This is a genomic window from Weizmannia acidilactici (assembly GCF_008974225.1).
GTDB classification, from domain to species: Bacteria; Bacillota; Bacilli; order Bacillales; family Bacillaceae_C; genus Weizmannia; species Weizmannia acidilactici.
Genome location: NZ_BKZR01000019.1, coordinates 1 through 17,042 on the forward strand (window position 1 = coordinate 1; position 17,042 = coordinate 17,042).

General features: G+C 45.5%; 13 protein-coding genes and 1 pseudogene. 8 read left to right on the forward strand and 6 right to left on the reverse strand.

Features of this window, described 5'->3' with window-relative positions:
- The 4 genes and pseudogenes from GBH70_RS08615 to GBH70_RS08630 form a co-directional block, all read left to right on the forward strand.
- A pseudogene (locus GBH70_RS08615) lies at nucleotides 1-615 on the forward strand (IS110 family RNA-guided transposase); the annotation flags it as partial.
- Between the two features lie 250 nt (nucleotides 616-865).
- Nucleotides 866-1,159 (forward strand): hypothetical protein, encoded by a 294-nt coding sequence (locus GBH70_RS08620; RefSeq protein WP_151680658.1) that lies wholly within the window; start codon nucleotides 866-868, stop codon nucleotides 1,157-1,159.
- Nucleotides 1,160-1,314: 155 nt separating this feature from the next.
- Nucleotides 1,315-1,626, forward strand: a complete 312-nt coding sequence (locus tag GBH70_RS08625; RefSeq protein WP_253693660.1) for an SDR family oxidoreductase — start codon at nucleotides 1,315-1,317, stop codon at nucleotides 1,624-1,626.
- Between the two features lie 233 nt (nucleotides 1,627-1,859).
- Complete coding sequence (locus GBH70_RS08630; RefSeq protein ID WP_151680659.1) at nucleotides 1,860-3,521, forward strand: methyl-accepting chemotaxis protein; 1,662 nt, start codon at nucleotides 1,860-1,862, stop codon at nucleotides 3,519-3,521.
- Between the two features lie 385 nt (nucleotides 3,522-3,906).
- Here GBH70_RS08630 and GBH70_RS08635 read toward each other — a convergent pair whose 3' ends face one another.
- The gene (locus tag GBH70_RS08635; protein ID WP_151680660.1) at nucleotides 3,907-4,449 is read right to left on the reverse strand and encodes a GbsR/MarR family transcriptional regulator; all 543 of its coding nucleotides are present in this window, start codon (nucleotides 4,447-4,449) and stop codon (nucleotides 3,907-3,909) included.
- Nucleotides 4,450-4,668: 219 nt separating this feature from the next.
- Here GBH70_RS08635 and GBH70_RS08640 point away from each other — a divergent pair, with 219 nt between their 5' ends.
- From GBH70_RS08640 to GBH70_RS08655, 4 genes are read left to right on the forward strand one after another with little or no spacing between them, the layout of a single operon-like run.
- Nucleotides 4,669-5,817, forward strand: coding sequence for a betaine/proline/choline family ABC transporter ATP-binding protein (locus GBH70_RS08640; RefSeq protein ID WP_151680661.1), 1,149 nt, complete (start codon nucleotides 4,669-4,671; stop codon nucleotides 5,815-5,817).
- An 11-nt stretch (nucleotides 5,818-5,828) separates the two neighbouring features.
- On the forward strand, nucleotides 5,829-6,482 hold the full coding sequence (locus GBH70_RS08645; RefSeq protein WP_151680662.1) for an ABC transporter permease: 654 nt from the start codon (nucleotides 5,829-5,831) through the stop codon (nucleotides 6,480-6,482).
- 15 nt (nucleotides 6,483-6,497) lie between these two features.
- The gene (locus tag GBH70_RS08650; protein WP_151680663.1) at nucleotides 6,498-7,409 is read left to right on the forward strand and encodes an osmoprotectant ABC transporter substrate-binding protein; all 912 of its coding nucleotides are present in this window, start codon (nucleotides 6,498-6,500) and stop codon (nucleotides 7,407-7,409) included.
- Between the two features lie 14 nt (nucleotides 7,410-7,423).
- A complete protein-coding gene (locus GBH70_RS08655) occupies nucleotides 7,424-8,104 on the forward strand; it encodes an ABC transporter permease (protein ID WP_151680664.1) in 681 nt (226 codons plus the stop codon).
- A gap of 638 nt (nucleotides 8,105-8,742) precedes the next feature.
- Here GBH70_RS08655 and GBH70_RS08660 read toward each other — a convergent pair.
- From GBH70_RS08660 to wrbA, 5 genes are all read right to left on the reverse strand, one after another.
- A complete protein-coding gene (locus GBH70_RS08660) occupies nucleotides 8,743-10,971 on the reverse strand; it encodes an alpha-galactosidase (RefSeq protein WP_151680665.1) in 2,229 nt (742 codons plus the stop codon).
- Between the two features lie 33 nt (nucleotides 10,972-11,004).
- Nucleotides 11,005-12,297 (reverse strand): solute:sodium symporter family transporter, encoded by a 1,293-nt coding sequence (locus GBH70_RS08665; RefSeq protein ID WP_216643881.1) that lies wholly within the window; start codon nucleotides 12,295-12,297, stop codon nucleotides 11,005-11,007.
- Complete coding sequence (locus tag GBH70_RS16970; protein ID WP_216643880.1) at nucleotides 12,198-12,743, reverse strand: sodium:solute symporter family transporter; 546 nt, start codon at nucleotides 12,741-12,743, stop codon at nucleotides 12,198-12,200. The genes GBH70_RS08665 and GBH70_RS16970 overlap by 100 nt, the downstream gene beginning before the upstream one ends.
- A 311-nt stretch (nucleotides 12,744-13,054) precedes the next feature.
- Nucleotides 13,055-15,052: a beta-galactosidase gene (locus GBH70_RS08670; protein ID WP_151680666.1), complete on the reverse strand. Its 1,998-nt coding sequence runs from the start codon at nucleotides 15,050-15,052 to the stop codon at nucleotides 13,055-13,057.
- 887 nt (nucleotides 15,053-15,939) lie between these two features.
- Entirely contained in the window at nucleotides 15,940-16,551 is a 612-nt protein-coding gene (gene wrbA, locus GBH70_RS08675) for an NAD(P)H:quinone oxidoreductase (RefSeq protein WP_151680667.1), read from the reverse strand.
- Nucleotides 16,552-17,042 lie beyond the last annotated feature (491 nt).

Consider the following 17,042-nt stretch of genomic DNA (forward strand, 5'->3'; position numbering starts at 1 on the left):
ATCAAAAATCTCGTAGAATACCTCAAGACAAAGGGGCGAGATCGTTTTGCAGACCCGGAATGCTTAGGGCGGCCCGTTCTTCTTACCACCTTTCTAAGTGCGTGGAGGGCTCTGTGAATATCCTATTGGCATCATCCATTGAGGCCATCCGTCAGCTTGAACGGGCAGTTAAAACAGCTTGATAAAGCCCTTACTCGCTTGATAGGCGGGATTCCAAATACTTTGATGACCATACCCGGAATTGGCCCAGTGACCTGTGCAGGTATTTTGTCCGAAATCGGCGACATTGAACGTTTTGACGGACAAGCCGCCATTGCTAAGTATGCTGGCCTCACATGGGGTCGCCATCAGTCTGGTGACTTCGAGGCCGCTGATCGCAAACCTAGGAAAGAAGGCAATCGGTATCTCCGGTACTATCTGATTGAAGCTGCCAATCAGGTGCGTCGGCGTGATTCGACTTACAACGCCTACTACTCGAAAAAATATCGAGAAGTCCCTAAGCATCAGCACAAACGAGCCCTCGTCTTAACCGCAAGAAAACTCGTGCGCCTGATTGATGCGCTACTACGCAACAATCAAATCTATGTGGCGCAAAAGGGAGAGGTGACGCGATGAAGTAATTCCTTCATCGATACACAATGACACAACTTCCAGATAATTACATATATCTGGAGGCTTGTTAAGTATTGCCTTCTTCAGCTTAATTGGTATGAAGAATTTCCAATTCAACTGTTTTTATCACTTGACACCACACCGTAAGACTTTTTTTATTATTATAATATACTGCATATCTTGCTGTCATGCATAAAAACACGCCGTCCGAAAAAACTACCCCTGTATATCATAAAAAGAAATGGGGAGAACAATGAAGGAAATTTTGGAACAAATCAAAGAAAAACTGGAAAATGCCTACAACAATCCCGAATCCGCCGATTTGGAGGAATGCATCCGACAGCTCCAGGAAGCCCGGCAGCAATACGGGGATAAAGGCACCATGATCCAAGACGCGATCACAGCGCTGGAGCAGGCAAAAAATTCGCTTCCTGAGCACCGGCACGTGGGCACGGAATCATCCGCATCCGCTTTCGGCCAGGCCTACAACGCGCTGGAACACGCCATCGAGTCGTTCTCGGGCACCACAAATAACGATCCTTTCTAATCTTGGGTGTCACAAGGTTTGAGAACCGCCTGCTTCAGAAAGAAGATCCGGAAAATGAGAAAAATTCGTTTTCTTAACGGGTTTTTCTTGTTTAAACACGACTTTTGGGACAACCCCATTTTTAATGGGTGTCACAAAAACCGGAACACTGCCTTTTGGCTGAACATGCAAGAAGCGATCTCGAGAAGCAGCCGGCCCATTACATGTCGATGATTTTCCCGCCGCAAGCCGTTGCCGGGGACTTCCTTTTGCGGTGGAACATCCGAAACAGGATATGTACGTCGGTTCACAGGCAAAAAATTGTTTTCATCCCCGGCCGGCTTTTGCCGGGGCTTATGGAAAAAATCATGGAACTGATGATGTACCACACCCGGCATAACGACCGCCCGAAGTCGAAAGCGGACAGCGCCCTGTACCATCCCGGATACGGCCTGCTTGAAAGGGGCACGAACAAAAGCTGGATGTGAAAGAACAACTTTTATTTCAAAATGAGCAAATATCCTCCCGCCCCAGCCGCGGTCGCAGTCGGGCCCGGGGCGGCTTTGCTTGCTTTCGCCAAGCGGAAATAATATGGTGTCTGGATTGGCGCCATTTTTTTGTTTTTCTGCTTACATAATATTTACAAATCCTTCATCTTTTCTTAACAAAGGGCAGATTAAATAAAGTTAGGAAAATTTTTCTAAGAATAGAGGATTTGTAAATGCAGAAAAAATTGCAACATCATACTTTTAAATTATCCACCATGCTCATCCTGCCGTTCGTTGCCTCCATTTTAATTTCATCGGCATTAATTGCTTTCATCAGTTATGAGAAAAACAAGGCGATGATTGTTCAATCTGTAGAACGGGATTTGACCACTTCTTTAAATACGATGGAAGAAAAAATTACCCTGTTAAAGTCCACCGTCCCGAAAGAACAATTTGACCAGGAACTGTCTTACGCCCTGAAAATCAACAGGAACAGTTTTATGGAAAACGGGCTGGGCCTTGCACAATTCCAACTCCAAAAAAACGGCGCCGTTAAAGCATTCGAAAATAAAAAAAACAGCGGCATTGGTTTGTCCAGGCAGGTGCGCAGGGAAATTTTAAAGAACAAAAAAGGCATCTTGCATCAGGATGGCATGTTGATTGCTTACTCCGACCAAAATGAAATCAGCGGGGCGATCCTCGTTTTTGCTTTAAAAGACTCCGATTACTTGAAACCGGTGCGCCAAAACCGGAATACGATGATTTGGATTACTGTATTGACAATTGCCGCTATGGGTACCATTTGTTATTTCATTACAAAAAGGGCTATGTATCCAATCATAAAATTAACCGATACCATGAAAAATGTTTCAAACGGCAATTTCGGCGGCCGCATCGAAATTTCCTCTTCTTCAAAAGAAATCCTTGCGCTTGCCGCCGGATATAATACGATGATCAGCCAGCTCCATTCGTTAATCCGGCATCTTGAACAAAGCACCGGTCATTTGGCTGCGGCATCGGACAAGTTGAGAAATTATGCCTCGGAATCCAAACATGCTTCCGGACAAATTGCGGTTTCAATGAATGCTGTGGCAGAAGGCGCGGAAAAACAGCTAGATACCGTAAATGAAATGGTGGAAGAGTTTACGCAAATTTCCGAAAGTATCCGGCTTATCCATGACAGCCTCCGTACTGTCCAATCATCCATGAAAATTGCGGAAAATCAATCTTCAAAAGGAACAGAACTGGCGAAACTGTCTGTCGAGAGGATGGAAATCGCCAGGGAATCGGTCCAAAATGCTTCAGACGTGATTTTTGCATTGGAAAAGGGATCCACGCAAATCAAGGATATTATTTTACTCATCAAAAACATTGCCAACGCGACCAATTTATTGTCCCTGAATGCGGCAATCGAAGCCGCAAGGGCAGGGGAACACGGGAAAGGATTCAATGTCGTTGCCCAGGAAATCCAAAAACTTGCCGACCAATCGAAATTATCCGCAATTAAAATAGAAGAGATCATTGAAAAAATTATGGAAGAAACTGGCAAAGCCGTTGCAACCATGAAAGAAAGCCTCGCCTTATTAATGAACGGTATCGAAAAAGTAAATGAAACAGAACAAGCTTTTTCAGGCATTACCCGTTCTGTCGGCACCGTCTCAAAAGAAAGCAATGAAGTGTTCTGTGCGATCGACAAAGTAGATCAGGAAACGCAAAAGAAAGTGAAAGAAATGGAGAAGATTGCCGGGATCGCCAAGCAATTCTTCTTGAATACCGAAAACGCGGCCGCGGCCGCCCAGGAACAAAACGCCTTTATGGAGGACGTTTCTTCAGAATCGCAAAATCTCCATTTATTATCAATCCAGTTAAAAAAGGCATTGGAAAACGTCCGATGAATATCAGAGCTGTCCCAAAAATCGGTAAACTGACTTAGGGGGCTAAAATTTTCCCAAATGAAACAGTTCTGAGAAGCATACTCACGACTGTTTGAGCAAATATTCCCTGAAGAAACGGTTCTGAGAAGCTCTGTCACGACCGCTAGAGGAAAATTTCTGCTTAAAAGGGGCTTTTGGGACAGCCCCCGCTTTTCTTTCCGGCAAGGGGCGTATTCATGCCTTTCATCTTTTGCTGGTGATGGCACTTAAAACAGGAGCCCAAACCGCTTATGAAAAAAGGGTGCCCCGGTCGTTTTGAGGCAACCCCTTTCCCATCTTTCCGGCGCAAGATCCCGCTTATAAAGCAGCACGGCCTTGACCCTGTATCCCCAGTTTTTTCAACTGTTCACCGCTTTTGCTTCGGCACATACTCAAAAATTTTCCCGCTTTCGAAAAAGTCGACCAACCGTGTCAGCCATTCGTAATATTCCGCCCATTTACCCAATTCCTTTAAAAATTCATTCAGCTGCTTTTCCTCTTCCGGGGACAGTTCTTCTTTTTCTTTCATTTGGGCGAGTTCGCGCGCAAATTTTTTTTCAAAATATTTATTGCGGCTGATGATTTTTCGCCAGCTGGACGTGAAAATTGCCACAAAAGTGTCGTAAAAATCCATATCGACGTTGTAAAGATCTTTTCGGACCCCTTTTTCGAACACTTTCTCCGCGATATTCATATCGACCATTTCCCGGACAACCTGGCTCATTCTTGTTTTGCTCATGCCCGTTGCCTTTGACAGTTCATCCAGCGTCATCGGCCGGCGGTTCATGTAGATGATGCCGAGAACACGCCCGACGGTTGGCGGTATCCCGAAAGCGCGGATATGATCCGCAATTTTTTCAATATATTGTTCTTTCGCCTGGGCGACCATGTCCAACGTCTTTTCTTCCATTTTTCTGAAATGCTCCTTTAGACCGGTTTTTCATTTTATGCCGGGAAAACTGTACCATATTTTCTTTCAAAAATAAATACAAGAATCTCTATATGTCCACACTTCCAAATATATATCATAAATACAGTATATACAATCTGTAAACTTTTCATTTTACAAACTTTAAGTTATACTTATAGAGTAGCTATTTTATCACCCTAAATATTGGAGGTGCAGTATATGTTAAAATTTGAGCATGTCACAAAGATTTACAAAGACGGCAAAAGGGCAGTTGATGATTTGAACCTGGAATTCGAATCCGGCCAGTTTATCGTCTTCATCGGGCCGAGCGGTTGCGGAAAAACAACCACAATGAAGATGATCAACCGGTTGATCGAACCGACGGAAGGCGCAATCTACATCAATGGAAAAAACATCAAAGAAACAGACCCCGTGAAACTCAGAAGGGAAATCGGATACGTCATCCAGCAAATCGGTTTATTTCCCCACATGACCATCCAGCAAAACATCTCTCTTGTTCCCAGACTATTGAAATGGCCGGAAGAAAAACGACGCGAACGGGCAAAAGAACTGCTCAAACTCGTCGATATGCCGGAAGAATTTTTGGACCGTTACCCGTATGAACTAAGCGGCGGGCAGCAACAACGCATCGGCGTCCTCAGAGCACTTGCAGCAGACCAGCCGCTGATATTAATGGATGAGCCGTTCGGCGCACTCGACCCGATCACGCGCGACAGCCTGCAGGATGAATTAAAAAAACTGCAACAACGGTTGGGGAAAACGATTGTATTTGTCACCCACGATATGGATGAAGCGATCAAACTGGCCGACCAAATTGTCATCATGCGCGAAGGCAAACTTGTCCAAACCGGCACGCCGGATGAGATCCTCCGCGAACCGGCAAATGAGTTCGTTGAAACGTTTATCGGCAAAGAACGCCTGCTGCAGGCCCGGCCGAATATCCAGACGGTCGAACAAATCATGAACCCGAATGCAGTGACAGTCACGATCGACAAAACTTTGTCCGAAGCGATCCAAATCATGAAAGAAAAACGGGTTGACTCCCTGCTTGTCGTAGACAGGCGGAAAGTGCTGCTCGGCTATATCAATGTAGAAATTATTGACCAGAACCGGAAAAAACCGGTCCATGTCAAAGATGTATTAGAAACAAACTTAATCGCAGTCGAAAAAGATACACTCGTCCGCGATACGGTCAGAAAAATTCTAAAAAGAGGAATCAAATACGTCCCCGTTGTCGACCATGAACACCGGCTTGTCGGGATCGTCACCAGGGCAAGCCTTGTCGATATGGTATACGATTCGATCTGGGGGGACGAAGAAGAGGCATTATCCCAAAACATTGGTTAGGAGGGAAACAGATGGATGCATTCATGCAGTTTATGGCATCAAATTGGAACGAGTTATTGCTGAAGACGTGGCAGCATTTCTATATCTCGATGATCGCCGTGATACTGGGCATTTTTGTTGCGGTTCCGCTCGGCATTTGGCTGACAAAATATCCGAAGGCAGCCAATATCGTCATGGGCATTGCCGGTGTCATTCAAACATTTCCAAGCCTTGCCATCCTGGCTTTTTTCATCCCGGTTTTAGGCGTTGGCAAACTCCCGGCCATTGCCGCATTATTTTTCTATTCGGTCCTGCCTATCTTGCGGAACACGTATACCGGCGTAAAAGGGATAGACCCGAACCTGCTTGAAGCGGGGCGCGGGATGGGGATGACCGGATGGGAAAGGATCCTGCATGTGGAACTTCCGCTTTCCACCCCTGTGATCATGGCCGGCATCCGCTTGTCCACCGTTTACTTAATCGGCTGGGCTACGCTCGCTTCTTTTATCGGAGCAGGCGGCCTCGGCGACTATATTTTCAGCGGCCTGAATTTGTACCAGCCGGCAATGATTGTAGTCGGCGCTGTCCCGGTTACCCTTTTAGCCTTGATCGTCGATTATCTTCTCGGGAAACTTGAAAATTTTTCCACTCCAAAAGGCATCCGGAAACAAAAACAGGCCGCTTAGAAAGGAGTACGGCACATGAAAAAAATCACATCGATTATGCTTCTCATTTTATCCCTATCCATTTTCACGGGCGGCTGCTCCCTGCCCGGATTAAGCGCATCAAGCGAAAAATCGGTCAAAATCGGCATGACAAACTCCACTGAAACGCAAATACTCGGTTACATGGAAAAAGATATGATTGAACATTACACCAATTTAAAAGTCGATATGGTCAATAATCTCGGTTCTTCTATCGTGCTCCATAAAGCGATGACAAGCGGCCAGATTGATATTTCAGCGGTCCGTTACACAGGAACAGACCTGGCAGGGGCCCTCGGCATGGAACCGGTAAAAGATCCAGAAAAAGCATTGAAGATTGTGCAGAAGCAATTTGAAAAAAGATTCCACCAGACATGGTTTGACTCTTTCGGATTTGCGAATACCTATGTCTTTACAATCACCAAAGCTCTGGCTGAAAAAGACCATCTTTCAGAAGTTTCACAATTAAAACCGATTGCGAAAAACTTGCGGCTCGGCGTCGATAACTCCTGGCTGAAACGGAAAGGCGACGGCTATGAAGGATTTGTCAAAACATACGGGTTTGAATTCGGCAAAACGTATCCGATGGAGCTTGGCCTGGTTTATAAAGCAGTAAAAAGCGGAAAGGCGGATGTCGTGCTCGCTTATTCAACGGACGGAAGAATCAATGCCTACAACCTCGTCATGCTGAAAGACGACAAACATTTTTTCCCGCCTTATGACGCTTCCCCTGTCGTCCGCGATGACATATTAAAACAGCATCCGGAAATTAAGAAAGTTTTGCAAAAACTCGTCGGGAAAATCGGCACGAAAACGATGCAGCAGTTGAACTACGAAAGTGACGTAAAAATGAAGGAACCATCGACTGTGGCAAAAGAATTTCTTCAAAAACACCATTATTTTGAATAAAAGGAGGGCCGGACATGGAAACGTTAAAAGGAATACTGGACTATTACGCCCAAAACGGCAGTTACGTATGGATGCAGTTTTACCGCCACTTTTTAATGTCGGCTTACGGCGTATTATTTGCCGCAGTTGTGGCGATTCCGCTCGGGATTTTCATGGCCCGCCGCCGGAAATTAAGCTCGTGGATTCTGGCGATCGCCAACATCATCCAAACGATCCCGTCCTTAGCGATGCTCTCGATGCTTATGCTGGTGATGGGGCTGGGCACCAACACCGTTGTGCTTTCGCTGTTCCTTTATTCACTTTTACCGATTTTAAAAAATACGTACACCGGCATCACAAGCGTGGACCAATTTCTGCTCGAATCCGGCAAGGCAATGGGCATGACAAAATTTCAAATACTGCGGATGGTTGAACTCCCGCTTGCCTTATCGGTCATCATGGCCGGGCTGCGGACGGCGCTTGTCATTGCAATCGGAATCGCGGCAATGGGCACATTTGTCGGTGCGGGCGGCCTCGGAGACATTATCGTCCGCGGAACAAGTGTTTCAAACGGCACAAATATGATTTTAGCCGGGGCCATTCCAACCGCTTTAATGGCCGTCGCCGCCGACTTTTTCATGGCCCAGATCGAACGCCGCCTCTCCCCTGTGAAAAAGAAATCGCGTAAACAGACGGGAATTGGGACAGCGGCATGAATAAAAAAAGGGGCTGTCCCCAAGTCAGTAAAAGTGGCCTGGGAGCACCCCTTTTTTAGCTATCATCCGATTTTGATAATAGCGAAGTTTACGGGACTCCTGCGAAAAAAGAGTAAATTTCGCCTTCCTCACAGTAGTTCAGAAGCAGCGGCCGAGCGCCTCCTCTCATTTTGCGGAATCGGCGGAAACCGCGGAAATATCAGCGGACTTATCCAAAAAATCAGCAATTATGTCAAAATATCGGCGGAAAATGGCGGAAAATCAGCGAAGGGCAGAAAAGCAGGGGAAAAAACGCCGCCTTTTTACAAAATGACTAAAAAATGGAGGGGATTGTCCAAGACTACGAACGTTCTTCCCTTCCGTTTATACGAAATCAGCACAGCTCCCGGAAATATCAGCGGACTTATCCAAAAAATCAACGATTATGTCAAAATATCGGCGAAAAATGGCGGAAAATCAGCGATAGGCAAAAACAGCGAGAAAAGACGAAAAAATAGCAGCAAAGTCCGCAGCGAAGACACCACGTAGTGAAAGATCATTTTCCCAACATATTTCTTTCGTAATGAAATTGTCCAATATTTGAAAGAATACATAACCCAAAAAAGGTGCCCCTGATCCTTTTTGGGGCACCTTGGCTTTTATTCTTCCACCATAGACAGCTTAAAGATTACCGCGTTAAAATCGAGATACTGCCCGGATTTTCCTTGTTGCGGCACAAGGTCATCCAACAGCAGGCCGGCATACATCAGCTCATCCCCGTAAAATACTTTGCCGCTTCCTTCCAGCCTGTACTGCTTATCCGGAGCCAAGCCTTTAAAATACAGGCGTTCCCATGCCGGGTTCGGCTTTGCCAGTACCTGGTATCGCGCCGCAACCGCCTCTTTTTGATCAGGGGAAACAACCATCCAGCTTGTTACATTACCATCCCCTTCAAACGGGCTTTCAATACGGTAAAAATTTCCAAATTGCAGTAGTTTGCGGTTTTCTTTATAAAATGCAATCTGGTTCTTGACCGCTTGTTTTTCTTCATCGGACATCTTAGTTACATCAAGCTCGTAGCCGAATGTGCCAAAATACGCCACGGCAGCCCGTGTTTCAAGCGGAGTGAAGCGCCCGACCTGATGGTTTGGCACGGCCGACACATGTGCACCCATTGAGCTGAGCGGATAAACAAATGATGTGCCGTATTGGATTTTCAGGCGTTCCACCGCATCTGTATCATCGCTCGTCCATGTTTGCGGCGCATAATATAGGATACCCGGATCAAACCTGCCGCCGCCGCTTGCGCATGACTCAAACAAAACGTCCGGATAATCGGATGTCAGTCGGTCATAGAGACGGTACACCCCGAGAATATAGCGGTGGGCGGTTTCCTGCTGCCGCTCCGGTCCGCTCCCGGCAGAGTAAATCTCGCTCATATGCCGGTTCATATCCCATTTGATGTAAGACAAACTGCCTTCTTCAATTGCCGAGGAAATCCGTTCATACAAATAGTCCACCACTTCATCCCGGCTGAAGTCGAGCACATATTGGTTCCGCCCCGGTGACATCCTTCTTCCCGGCGTACGGATCACCCAATCCGGATGCGCTTGATAAAGTTCACTCCCGATCGAAACCATTTCCGGTTCAAACCACAAGCCGAATTTCAAGCCCAATCCCCGGATCCTTTCAGACAAGCCTTTCAATCCGTTCGGCAGCTTGCGCTTATCCACAAACCAATCTCCAAGAGAGGTTGTATCATCATCGCGTTTGCCGAACCAGCCGTCATCGAGTACAAACAATTCCACGCCAAGCTTTTTGGCCTCTTCCGCAATGGAAACAATTTTGTCTTCATTAAAGTCAAAATACGTTCCTTCCCAGTTATTGATCAAAACCGGGCGTTCCACATCCCGCCATTTGCCGCGGGCAAGCCTTTCCCGGTAAAATTTATGGAATGTTTGGCTCATGCCGGTAAGGCCGCAGCTTGAGAATATCATGACAGCTTCAGGCGTTTGGAAAGCCTGCCCGGGATCGAGCCGCCAGTTGAAATCAAATGGGTTGATGCCCATTGTCACTCTCGATACGTGGTAATCATCCACTTCTACCTGGGCGAGAAAATTGCCGCTATAGACAAGGCTGAAGCCATACACTTCGCCGAAATCTTCCGTCGTATCCGGCCGCCTCAAAGCAAAGAACGGGTTTTGCTGAGCGCTGCTTGCCGCCCGTGTGCTCGATATGCTTTGCACGCCTGGCTGCAGTTTCCGCTCGTACAGGTGCCGTTCCCTTGCCCAGGAGCCGGACAGTTGCATCATGACATATTCAGCATCCGGCAGATCAATCGACATGCTCATGGCAACCGGGAGCTCAATCGTCTGAGCCCCGCGGTTGAAAAATTTTACACTTCTTGTAATGGCATTATATTGATCAAACACCGTATAGAACAAGTGAAGATCCACCTGCAAAAGCTCATCCGTCAGTAAAATATCGAGCGTCTCCGCTTCTTCACTGCTTTCAACATATGTGGCAGGAAGGCCTTCCAATTTCGGCTTTCCTTTGATCAGCCGGTAGCCTTTGTATTCAAAATTTGTGATGCGGCTGCCGTTTGCCTGCTTAACCATATAGGCCGGGTACCTGAAGTCCCCTGTTCCGTATGCCGGATATTCCTGCTTCAATGTTGTCAGCGAAAAGTGCTGGTCATCCGGATAAACGTTTACAACATTGGGCCGGAAACGCGGTTCAAATAAATGCCCGAAGCTCTCCCGGTGGTTTATCCGTTTTCCGTAATACAGCTGGCCAAGCTGTTTGTTTTTCATCACGTGAAAAATATAGCTCGTATGCTGCGTTTGCAGATGAAATTCTTTATTCTCTTCATTGATGAAAATTGGCATATCAAACACTCCCGGCTCAAATAGTCTTAATCTTTATTTTACACGGACATCCTGGGTTCCTTTTACGGCTGCTGTAACAGGGCTTTCTGCAACTTTGTCCCGCTTTTTGAAATACAGCACGCCGGCAAACGAGACCACTGCAGCAATCAAAAGCCATAATGCCGTCATTGTGGTGAAGCCGTTTGCCCCTGCAAAGCCGAGTTTAGAGAATAAAATGTAAGCCGCAAATACCATGAAAATAATGAATCCACCCGCTTCATAACGGTGCTCCCATGGTTCAATTTCGACAAGGTTGTTGATTGGCATCACATAAGGCGTTTCCCGCGGTTTCATTTTGCCGATGACCAGCATCATCGCACAGCTGATCACGAACAGAATCGCTTCTTGGTACAAGAAACTCATTTCAGGCTTAATGATCAATTGGAGCACAGCATAGGTGCCGACAAAGAACACGAGGGAAATTTTTGCCGCAATGGCCGGAACACGTTTTGTCACATAACCCATGAAAATCACAGTGAAAATCGGCACATTAAAGAAGCCGCTTACAACTTGGACATACTGGAATAAACCATCCGGCGCATACATGATGAGCGGTGCAATGAACATGGAAACAATCCCAAGCAAAAATCCGAACCGTTTCCCGTTCCTTACAATTTCTTGGTCTGTTTTTCCTTTGCCGAAAAGCGGTTCATACACGTTTAAGGCAAACAAAGTCGCCGTACTGTTGATGACACCGTTGAATACGCTTAAAACGGATCCGAACATGACTGCTGCGAAAAAACCAACTAACGGCGCCGGCAGCACTTTATTCACCAATTGCGTATACATTAAGTCTGGGTTTGTTGTTTTACTGCCCAGCAGTTGGAATGCAATAATCCCCGGAATACATACAACGATTGGCGTCAGGACTTTGAAAAAACCTGCAAGCATAACGCCTTTTTGCCCTTCTTTCAGGTTTTTCGCCGCCAATGCCCTTTGGATAATCGACTGGTCTGTGCCCCAATAATAGAAGTTTACGAGAATCAAACCGGTAAGTGCAGCGCCAAACGGCACAACATCATGATTGTTTCCGATCGCGTTAAATTTTTCAGGTGTTGCGGTGAACAAATGAGACAAGCCTTCACCAAAGCTGCCGTGGCCAAGCGCAAGCAAGCCGAAAATCGGAACAAGCAGCCCGCCGATTAATAAGCCGATGCCATTGATCGTATCCGAAATGGCGACCGCTTTTAATCCGCCGACAATCGCATAAAAGAAACCGATAATACCGATGCACCAAACGGTAATCCAAATGCTTGCTTCATAGCTGAGCCCGAAGTTTTCCTGAATATCCTAGTAATCGCAATGGCCCCGGAATAAAGCGTAATTGGAATCGCATTCAAAATAAACATCAACAGGAAAAGAAAAGATACAATGCCTTTTACTTGCTTATCATAACGGCTCTCCAAAAAATCCGGGATGGTCGTAATCCCTTGTTTTAAATATCTCGGCACCAATAGCAGCGCTACAACAACAAGCACAAAACCTGAAGTAACTTCATACGCCATATTCGTCATATTTCCGCTGAAAACCTGGGCACTCATGCCGACAAAGTTGGTAGCGCTTAAGTTTGTGAGCAATAAAGAAGCCCCGATCACACCACCGGTCAAACTTCTGCCCCCGAGAAAATAAGAGCCTTTCGATTCATTTTTATTGAAGCCGCGCATTTTCATATATGTATATGCAGCGACAAAACCAAGGACAAAAAGAAACGAAAGTATCGTAAAAATCTGCATAGCTGTATCCTCCTAAATAATATTCATTGGAATAATAAAGTTCAATCGCTGTACGGATTTCAGTATGCAACATTCCTCCTTTTCAACGGTCAACTACGATCATGTCCTGCTTAAAAATTAGAAACCGATTTCATATTTGTATTCTACCTTCTTTTCAAAACTTCAATATAATTTTACTAAAAAATATTTGGTTATTTTCCTATTATTTTTTATGCAGATCTGCAGAAAAGCAGAACCGTATACTTTTATGAAACTGCCTCGATCCAAACAAATGCCCCTCCGCTTTTCTTAGAGGGGCCTGATTTCGCGCCCTATTCTTTTATCATTTGAAAAATTTTTACGTCCTGCGGGGCCAGCTGAACGGTTTGCGATCCGGTCCGGCCGTGAATCAGCTCAACATATTGGCCGCCCAGCTTTACAAACTGATCCTTGTCTGAATGATTCAGCAGGAACAAATATTTTTCATTCCCTTTCTTGCGTATGACCGCTTCCACGCCGGCAGGAACATCCAGCACCGGGCGGACATCCGCTTCATGCAAAATATCTTTGATGAGATCCGACAAATACCGTTCATCCGGATGTGTCCCGATATAATACGCTTTGCCATTCCCATATGCATTTACCGTCACAGCCGGGGATCCCGCCAAATAGCCGTCTTTAAAATACGCCAGCGCTTTTGCACCTTTCAGATGGATTTTTTCTTCCCAAATTTGGATGTCCGCATCGCCGTAACCGGTCCGGATTTGATGGACTGCACCTTTTTCCATCGGCGCAAATTCTTCGACATAGATGCCGAGCATGTCGCGGTAAGCGCCCGGGTAACCGCCGAGATACACACGGTCATTTTCATCCGTAATGCCGCTGAAGAAATTCGTGACATAAATACCGCCGTTTTCCACGTAGGCTTTTGCTTTATCCGCAAACGCTTTTGTTACCAGGTAGCTTGCCGGCGCAAAAACAACTTTATAACGGTCCAATTTTTCATTCGGATGAATAAAATCTACGCCGATATTTTGCGTATGGAGCGCCCTGTAAAACGGCAGAAGCTGCTTGATATATTTCACCAATGCGCTAGGTTTCGAATCCAGTTCAAGCGCCCACCAGTTTTCCCAGTCAAATACCATTGCAACGTCCGCAACATAATCCGAACCGATAACTTTCTGCAAGTTTTTCAGCTCATTGCCAAGCTGGACGACTTCCTGGAAATTCCGGCTTTCTTCATCTCCGGAATGTGGCACCATCCCGCTGTGGAATTTTTCCGCGCCGCCCTGGGATGCCCGCCATTGGAAAAACATGATGCCGTCCGCCCCGTGCGCCACGGCTTCATAACTCCAGAGCCGCATCTGCCCTGGTGTTTTCACGGCATTTTGCGCACGCCAGTTGACTGCGCCCGCCGCCTGTTCCATCAACAAAAACGGTTGCTTTTTCAAACTCCGCATTAAATCATGGGCCATAAACTGCGCATACGGAATACGGTCGAAAGGATCCGGATATGCATCCCATGTCACGACATCCATTTCTTTCGCCCATTTAAAGCCGTCAATCGGTTTATGTAGCCCCATTAAATTCGTCATCACCGGCACATCCGGCGTATATTTTTTGATGATATCACGCTCCATCTTATACAGCTTTAAAAGCGAATCATCCATAAAAGCCTTGTAATCAAGCTGCTGTTTCGGATTGGCGAATGTCGGCGTTCTTCCCGGCAAGCAGATTTCTTCCCATTCATAATAACGTTGGCTCCAAAAATCGGTCGACCAGCTTTGGTTTAAGTTTTCAATCGTCCCGTATTTTTCTTTCAACCACTGCTGGAATGCGTGCTTACAATGATCGCAGTAGCATTCGGAAATATGGCAGCCGTATTCGTTGTTCACATGCCACATCACAAGCGCCGGATGGTTTTGATAACGTTCCGCAATTTTCTCAACCAGTTTTCCGGCAAGCCGCGCATAGTCTTTGCTGTTCGGGCAATAATGCTGGCGCGACCCAGGCAAAAGCCTGGTTCCATTGATGTCAATCGGCAGCGAGTCCGGATATTTCCGCGAAAGCCAGGCCGGCGGCGCCGCAGTGGCAGTGGCAAGATTCGCTCCAATGCCATTTTCTGCCAGCATGTCCATGATTTTATCAAGCGTCGAAAAATCGTAAGTCTCTTCATTCGGCTGCAGCCTTGCCCAGCTGAAAATATTGATGCTTACATAATTGACGCCGGCTTTTTTCATCAAGCGCATGTCTTCTTCCCAAACCGATTCATCCCACTGCTCAGGATTGTAATCTCCGCCGTAGTAAAATTTCTTTTGTTTTGTTGGCATGGTTTCCCCTCGATTCTTCATTTTTTGATAACGATTGCAAAAAACGGTAAATATTTTAGGAAAAAAAATATATTTTTTCCTAAAATGAAGTATAGACCGATTCTAATTATTTGTAAATGATATCGCTTCCAAATAATTTAAATGACTTAATCGCAAGGCTCGAATCTTTCCGGAATATTCAATGGTCAATGGCAAATGAGTATGACTTAGTGGATATCGTTGGGCAAAAAAAGTAAAGATGCATGGGATGATTTCATCTAATGCGTTGTTGATAAAGATCCTTACGCCATCTACCTTTCCATTCATAACTGGCATCACCCGCCGTTGCACAATACAAATACAAGCCATTGGTACAACCACACAAAACCAAATATTACACACGCCACCATTCAGCATGATGACTTATTCTTTGTCCCAAAATGGATGAAAAAACTGAAAAAGCCAGTCATAATCAATGAGTGCTGGTATGAAGGCAATCTAACAACGGCCGGGGAAACATGACACCCAAGAAACTGGTGCAACAATTTTGGGAGGGTGTCGCCGCGGGACATATGTCACCCATGGAGAAACTTATTTAAATGAAGACAGCACCATTTGGTGGGCCCATGGCGGAAAGTTATCCGGAGAAAGCCTGGAAAGGATGCGTTTTTTAAGAAGCATAATGGAAGCAGGAGGACCAAAAAGACTGTTACATGGCGAAGACCTTTTGGTTCATTCAATGAAATGATCCTCCTGTTTTGATATAGACATGAAGGTTAAAATCAAATCTCGAATTCAAGACAATAAGAATGATGAAAAGATATAGCACAACTTTGGCTATATCCTCTCATCGTTTCTTCGTCCTTCACTTAAATAAATAGATATTTGCGTGTCGACTTTTTAAAAGCTCACTGTTGCCCTTTTTTCACCCATTCCGCAACTTGAACCGTCCGCTTCGCCTGATGTTTGACAGCGGCTTGTACATCATCTTTCATTTTTCCGTCTTCACCAACAGTGACACTGGTGCCATACGGATTGCCGCCGGCTGCAAATAATGCAGGATCCGTATAGCCCGGTGCTGCAATAATCGCACCCCAGTGCATCATTGAAGTATACAATGATAAGATGGTTGCTTCCTGTCCTCCGTGCGGGTTTTGAGCAGAAGACATGGCACTTACAACTTTGTTGACTGTTTTTCCGGAAGCCCATAACCCGCCTTGCATATCCAAAAATTGTTTCATTTGCGAAGGCATATTGCCAAAGCGGGTCGGAACACTAAAAATAATGCCGTCTGCCCACTCAATATCGGCTGAAGTAACAACAGGAATGTCTTTGGTTGCTTCTGTTGTACGTTTCCATCCTTCATTTCCTTCAACAACCGATTGCGGCGCCAATTCTTGGACTTTAAAGATTTTAACTTCTGCACCGGCTTCTTCAGCAGCTTCTGCAGCCCATTTGGCCAATTGAACATTCGTTCCACCCATGCTGTAAAAAATAACTGCTAATTTCACATTTGTCATTTTTTTCGTCTCCTTTATTGATTGATTTCCAAATTATTTGGATAAAAACCCCATTGGTATTCACAATCTCTATTATTCCTCATATCCGAGGAATTAAGCAGTTGTTTTATTTGATATATAAAATGAATCATTTCCGCTTGATCCGTATCAAATCCCTCACTGGACAGATATATTCCGGCCCTTTTCCTTTATAAAGAAAACATGACCGTCGACCAGCATCTTTATCTTGAAATCAAGATTTTTTTCAAATTGATCTCTTATTTTCTCCAAAAGGTGCACCAGCAATCCTGATAGATCCGCGCGTCTAATGCAAAGAAACTTTCTCTCATGTTTCTTCTTAAGTGAGGCAAGAAACGGATGGTTTTCCTGCCTTTCTTAAAAAACTTCTAAAAATCATGAATACTAGTGAATCTCTTTAGAAAGCTGCAGCTAGAAAAAGATATCGGACAAATACGGACACTTTACCTCGACCAATATGTCTAAGCGATTTA

Coding starts and splice junctions, on each gene's coding strand:
- GBH70_RS08670 (WP_151680666.1), bottom strand. CDS start 15,052: ATGCCAACAAAACAAAAGAAATTTTACTACGGCGGAGATTACAATCCT.
- GBH70_RS16970 (WP_216643880.1), bottom strand. CDS start 12,743: ATGCAGATTTTTACGATACTTTCGTTTCTTTTTGTCCTTGGTTTTGTC.
- GBH70_RS08620 (WP_151680658.1), top strand. CDS start 866: ATGAAGGAAATTTTGGAACAAATCAAAGAAAAACTGGAAAATGCCTAC.
- GBH70_RS08640 (WP_151680661.1), top strand. CDS start 4,669: ATGTTAAAATTTGAGCATGTCACAAAGATTTACAAAGACGGCAAAAGG.
- wrbA (WP_151680667.1), bottom strand. CDS start 16,551: ATGACAAATGTGAAATTAGCAGTTATTTTTTACAGCATGGGTGGAACG.
- GBH70_RS08650 (WP_151680663.1), top strand. CDS start 6,498: ATGAAAAAAATCACATCGATTATGCTTCTCATTTTATCCCTATCCATT.
- GBH70_RS08660 (WP_151680665.1), bottom strand. CDS start 10,971: ATGCCAATTTTCATCAATGAAGAGAATAAAGAATTTCATCTGCAAACG.
- GBH70_RS08630 (WP_151680659.1), top strand. CDS start 1,860: ATGCAGAAAAAATTGCAACATCATACTTTTAAATTATCCACCATGCTC.
- GBH70_RS08645 (WP_151680662.1), top strand. CDS start 5,829: ATGGATGCATTCATGCAGTTTATGGCATCAAATTGGAACGAGTTATTG.
- GBH70_RS08655 (WP_151680664.1), top strand. CDS start 7,424: ATGGAAACGTTAAAAGGAATACTGGACTATTACGCCCAAAACGGCAGT.
- GBH70_RS08635 (WP_151680660.1), bottom strand. CDS start 4,449: ATGGAAGAAAAGACGTTGGACATGGTCGCCCAGGCGAAAGAACAATAT.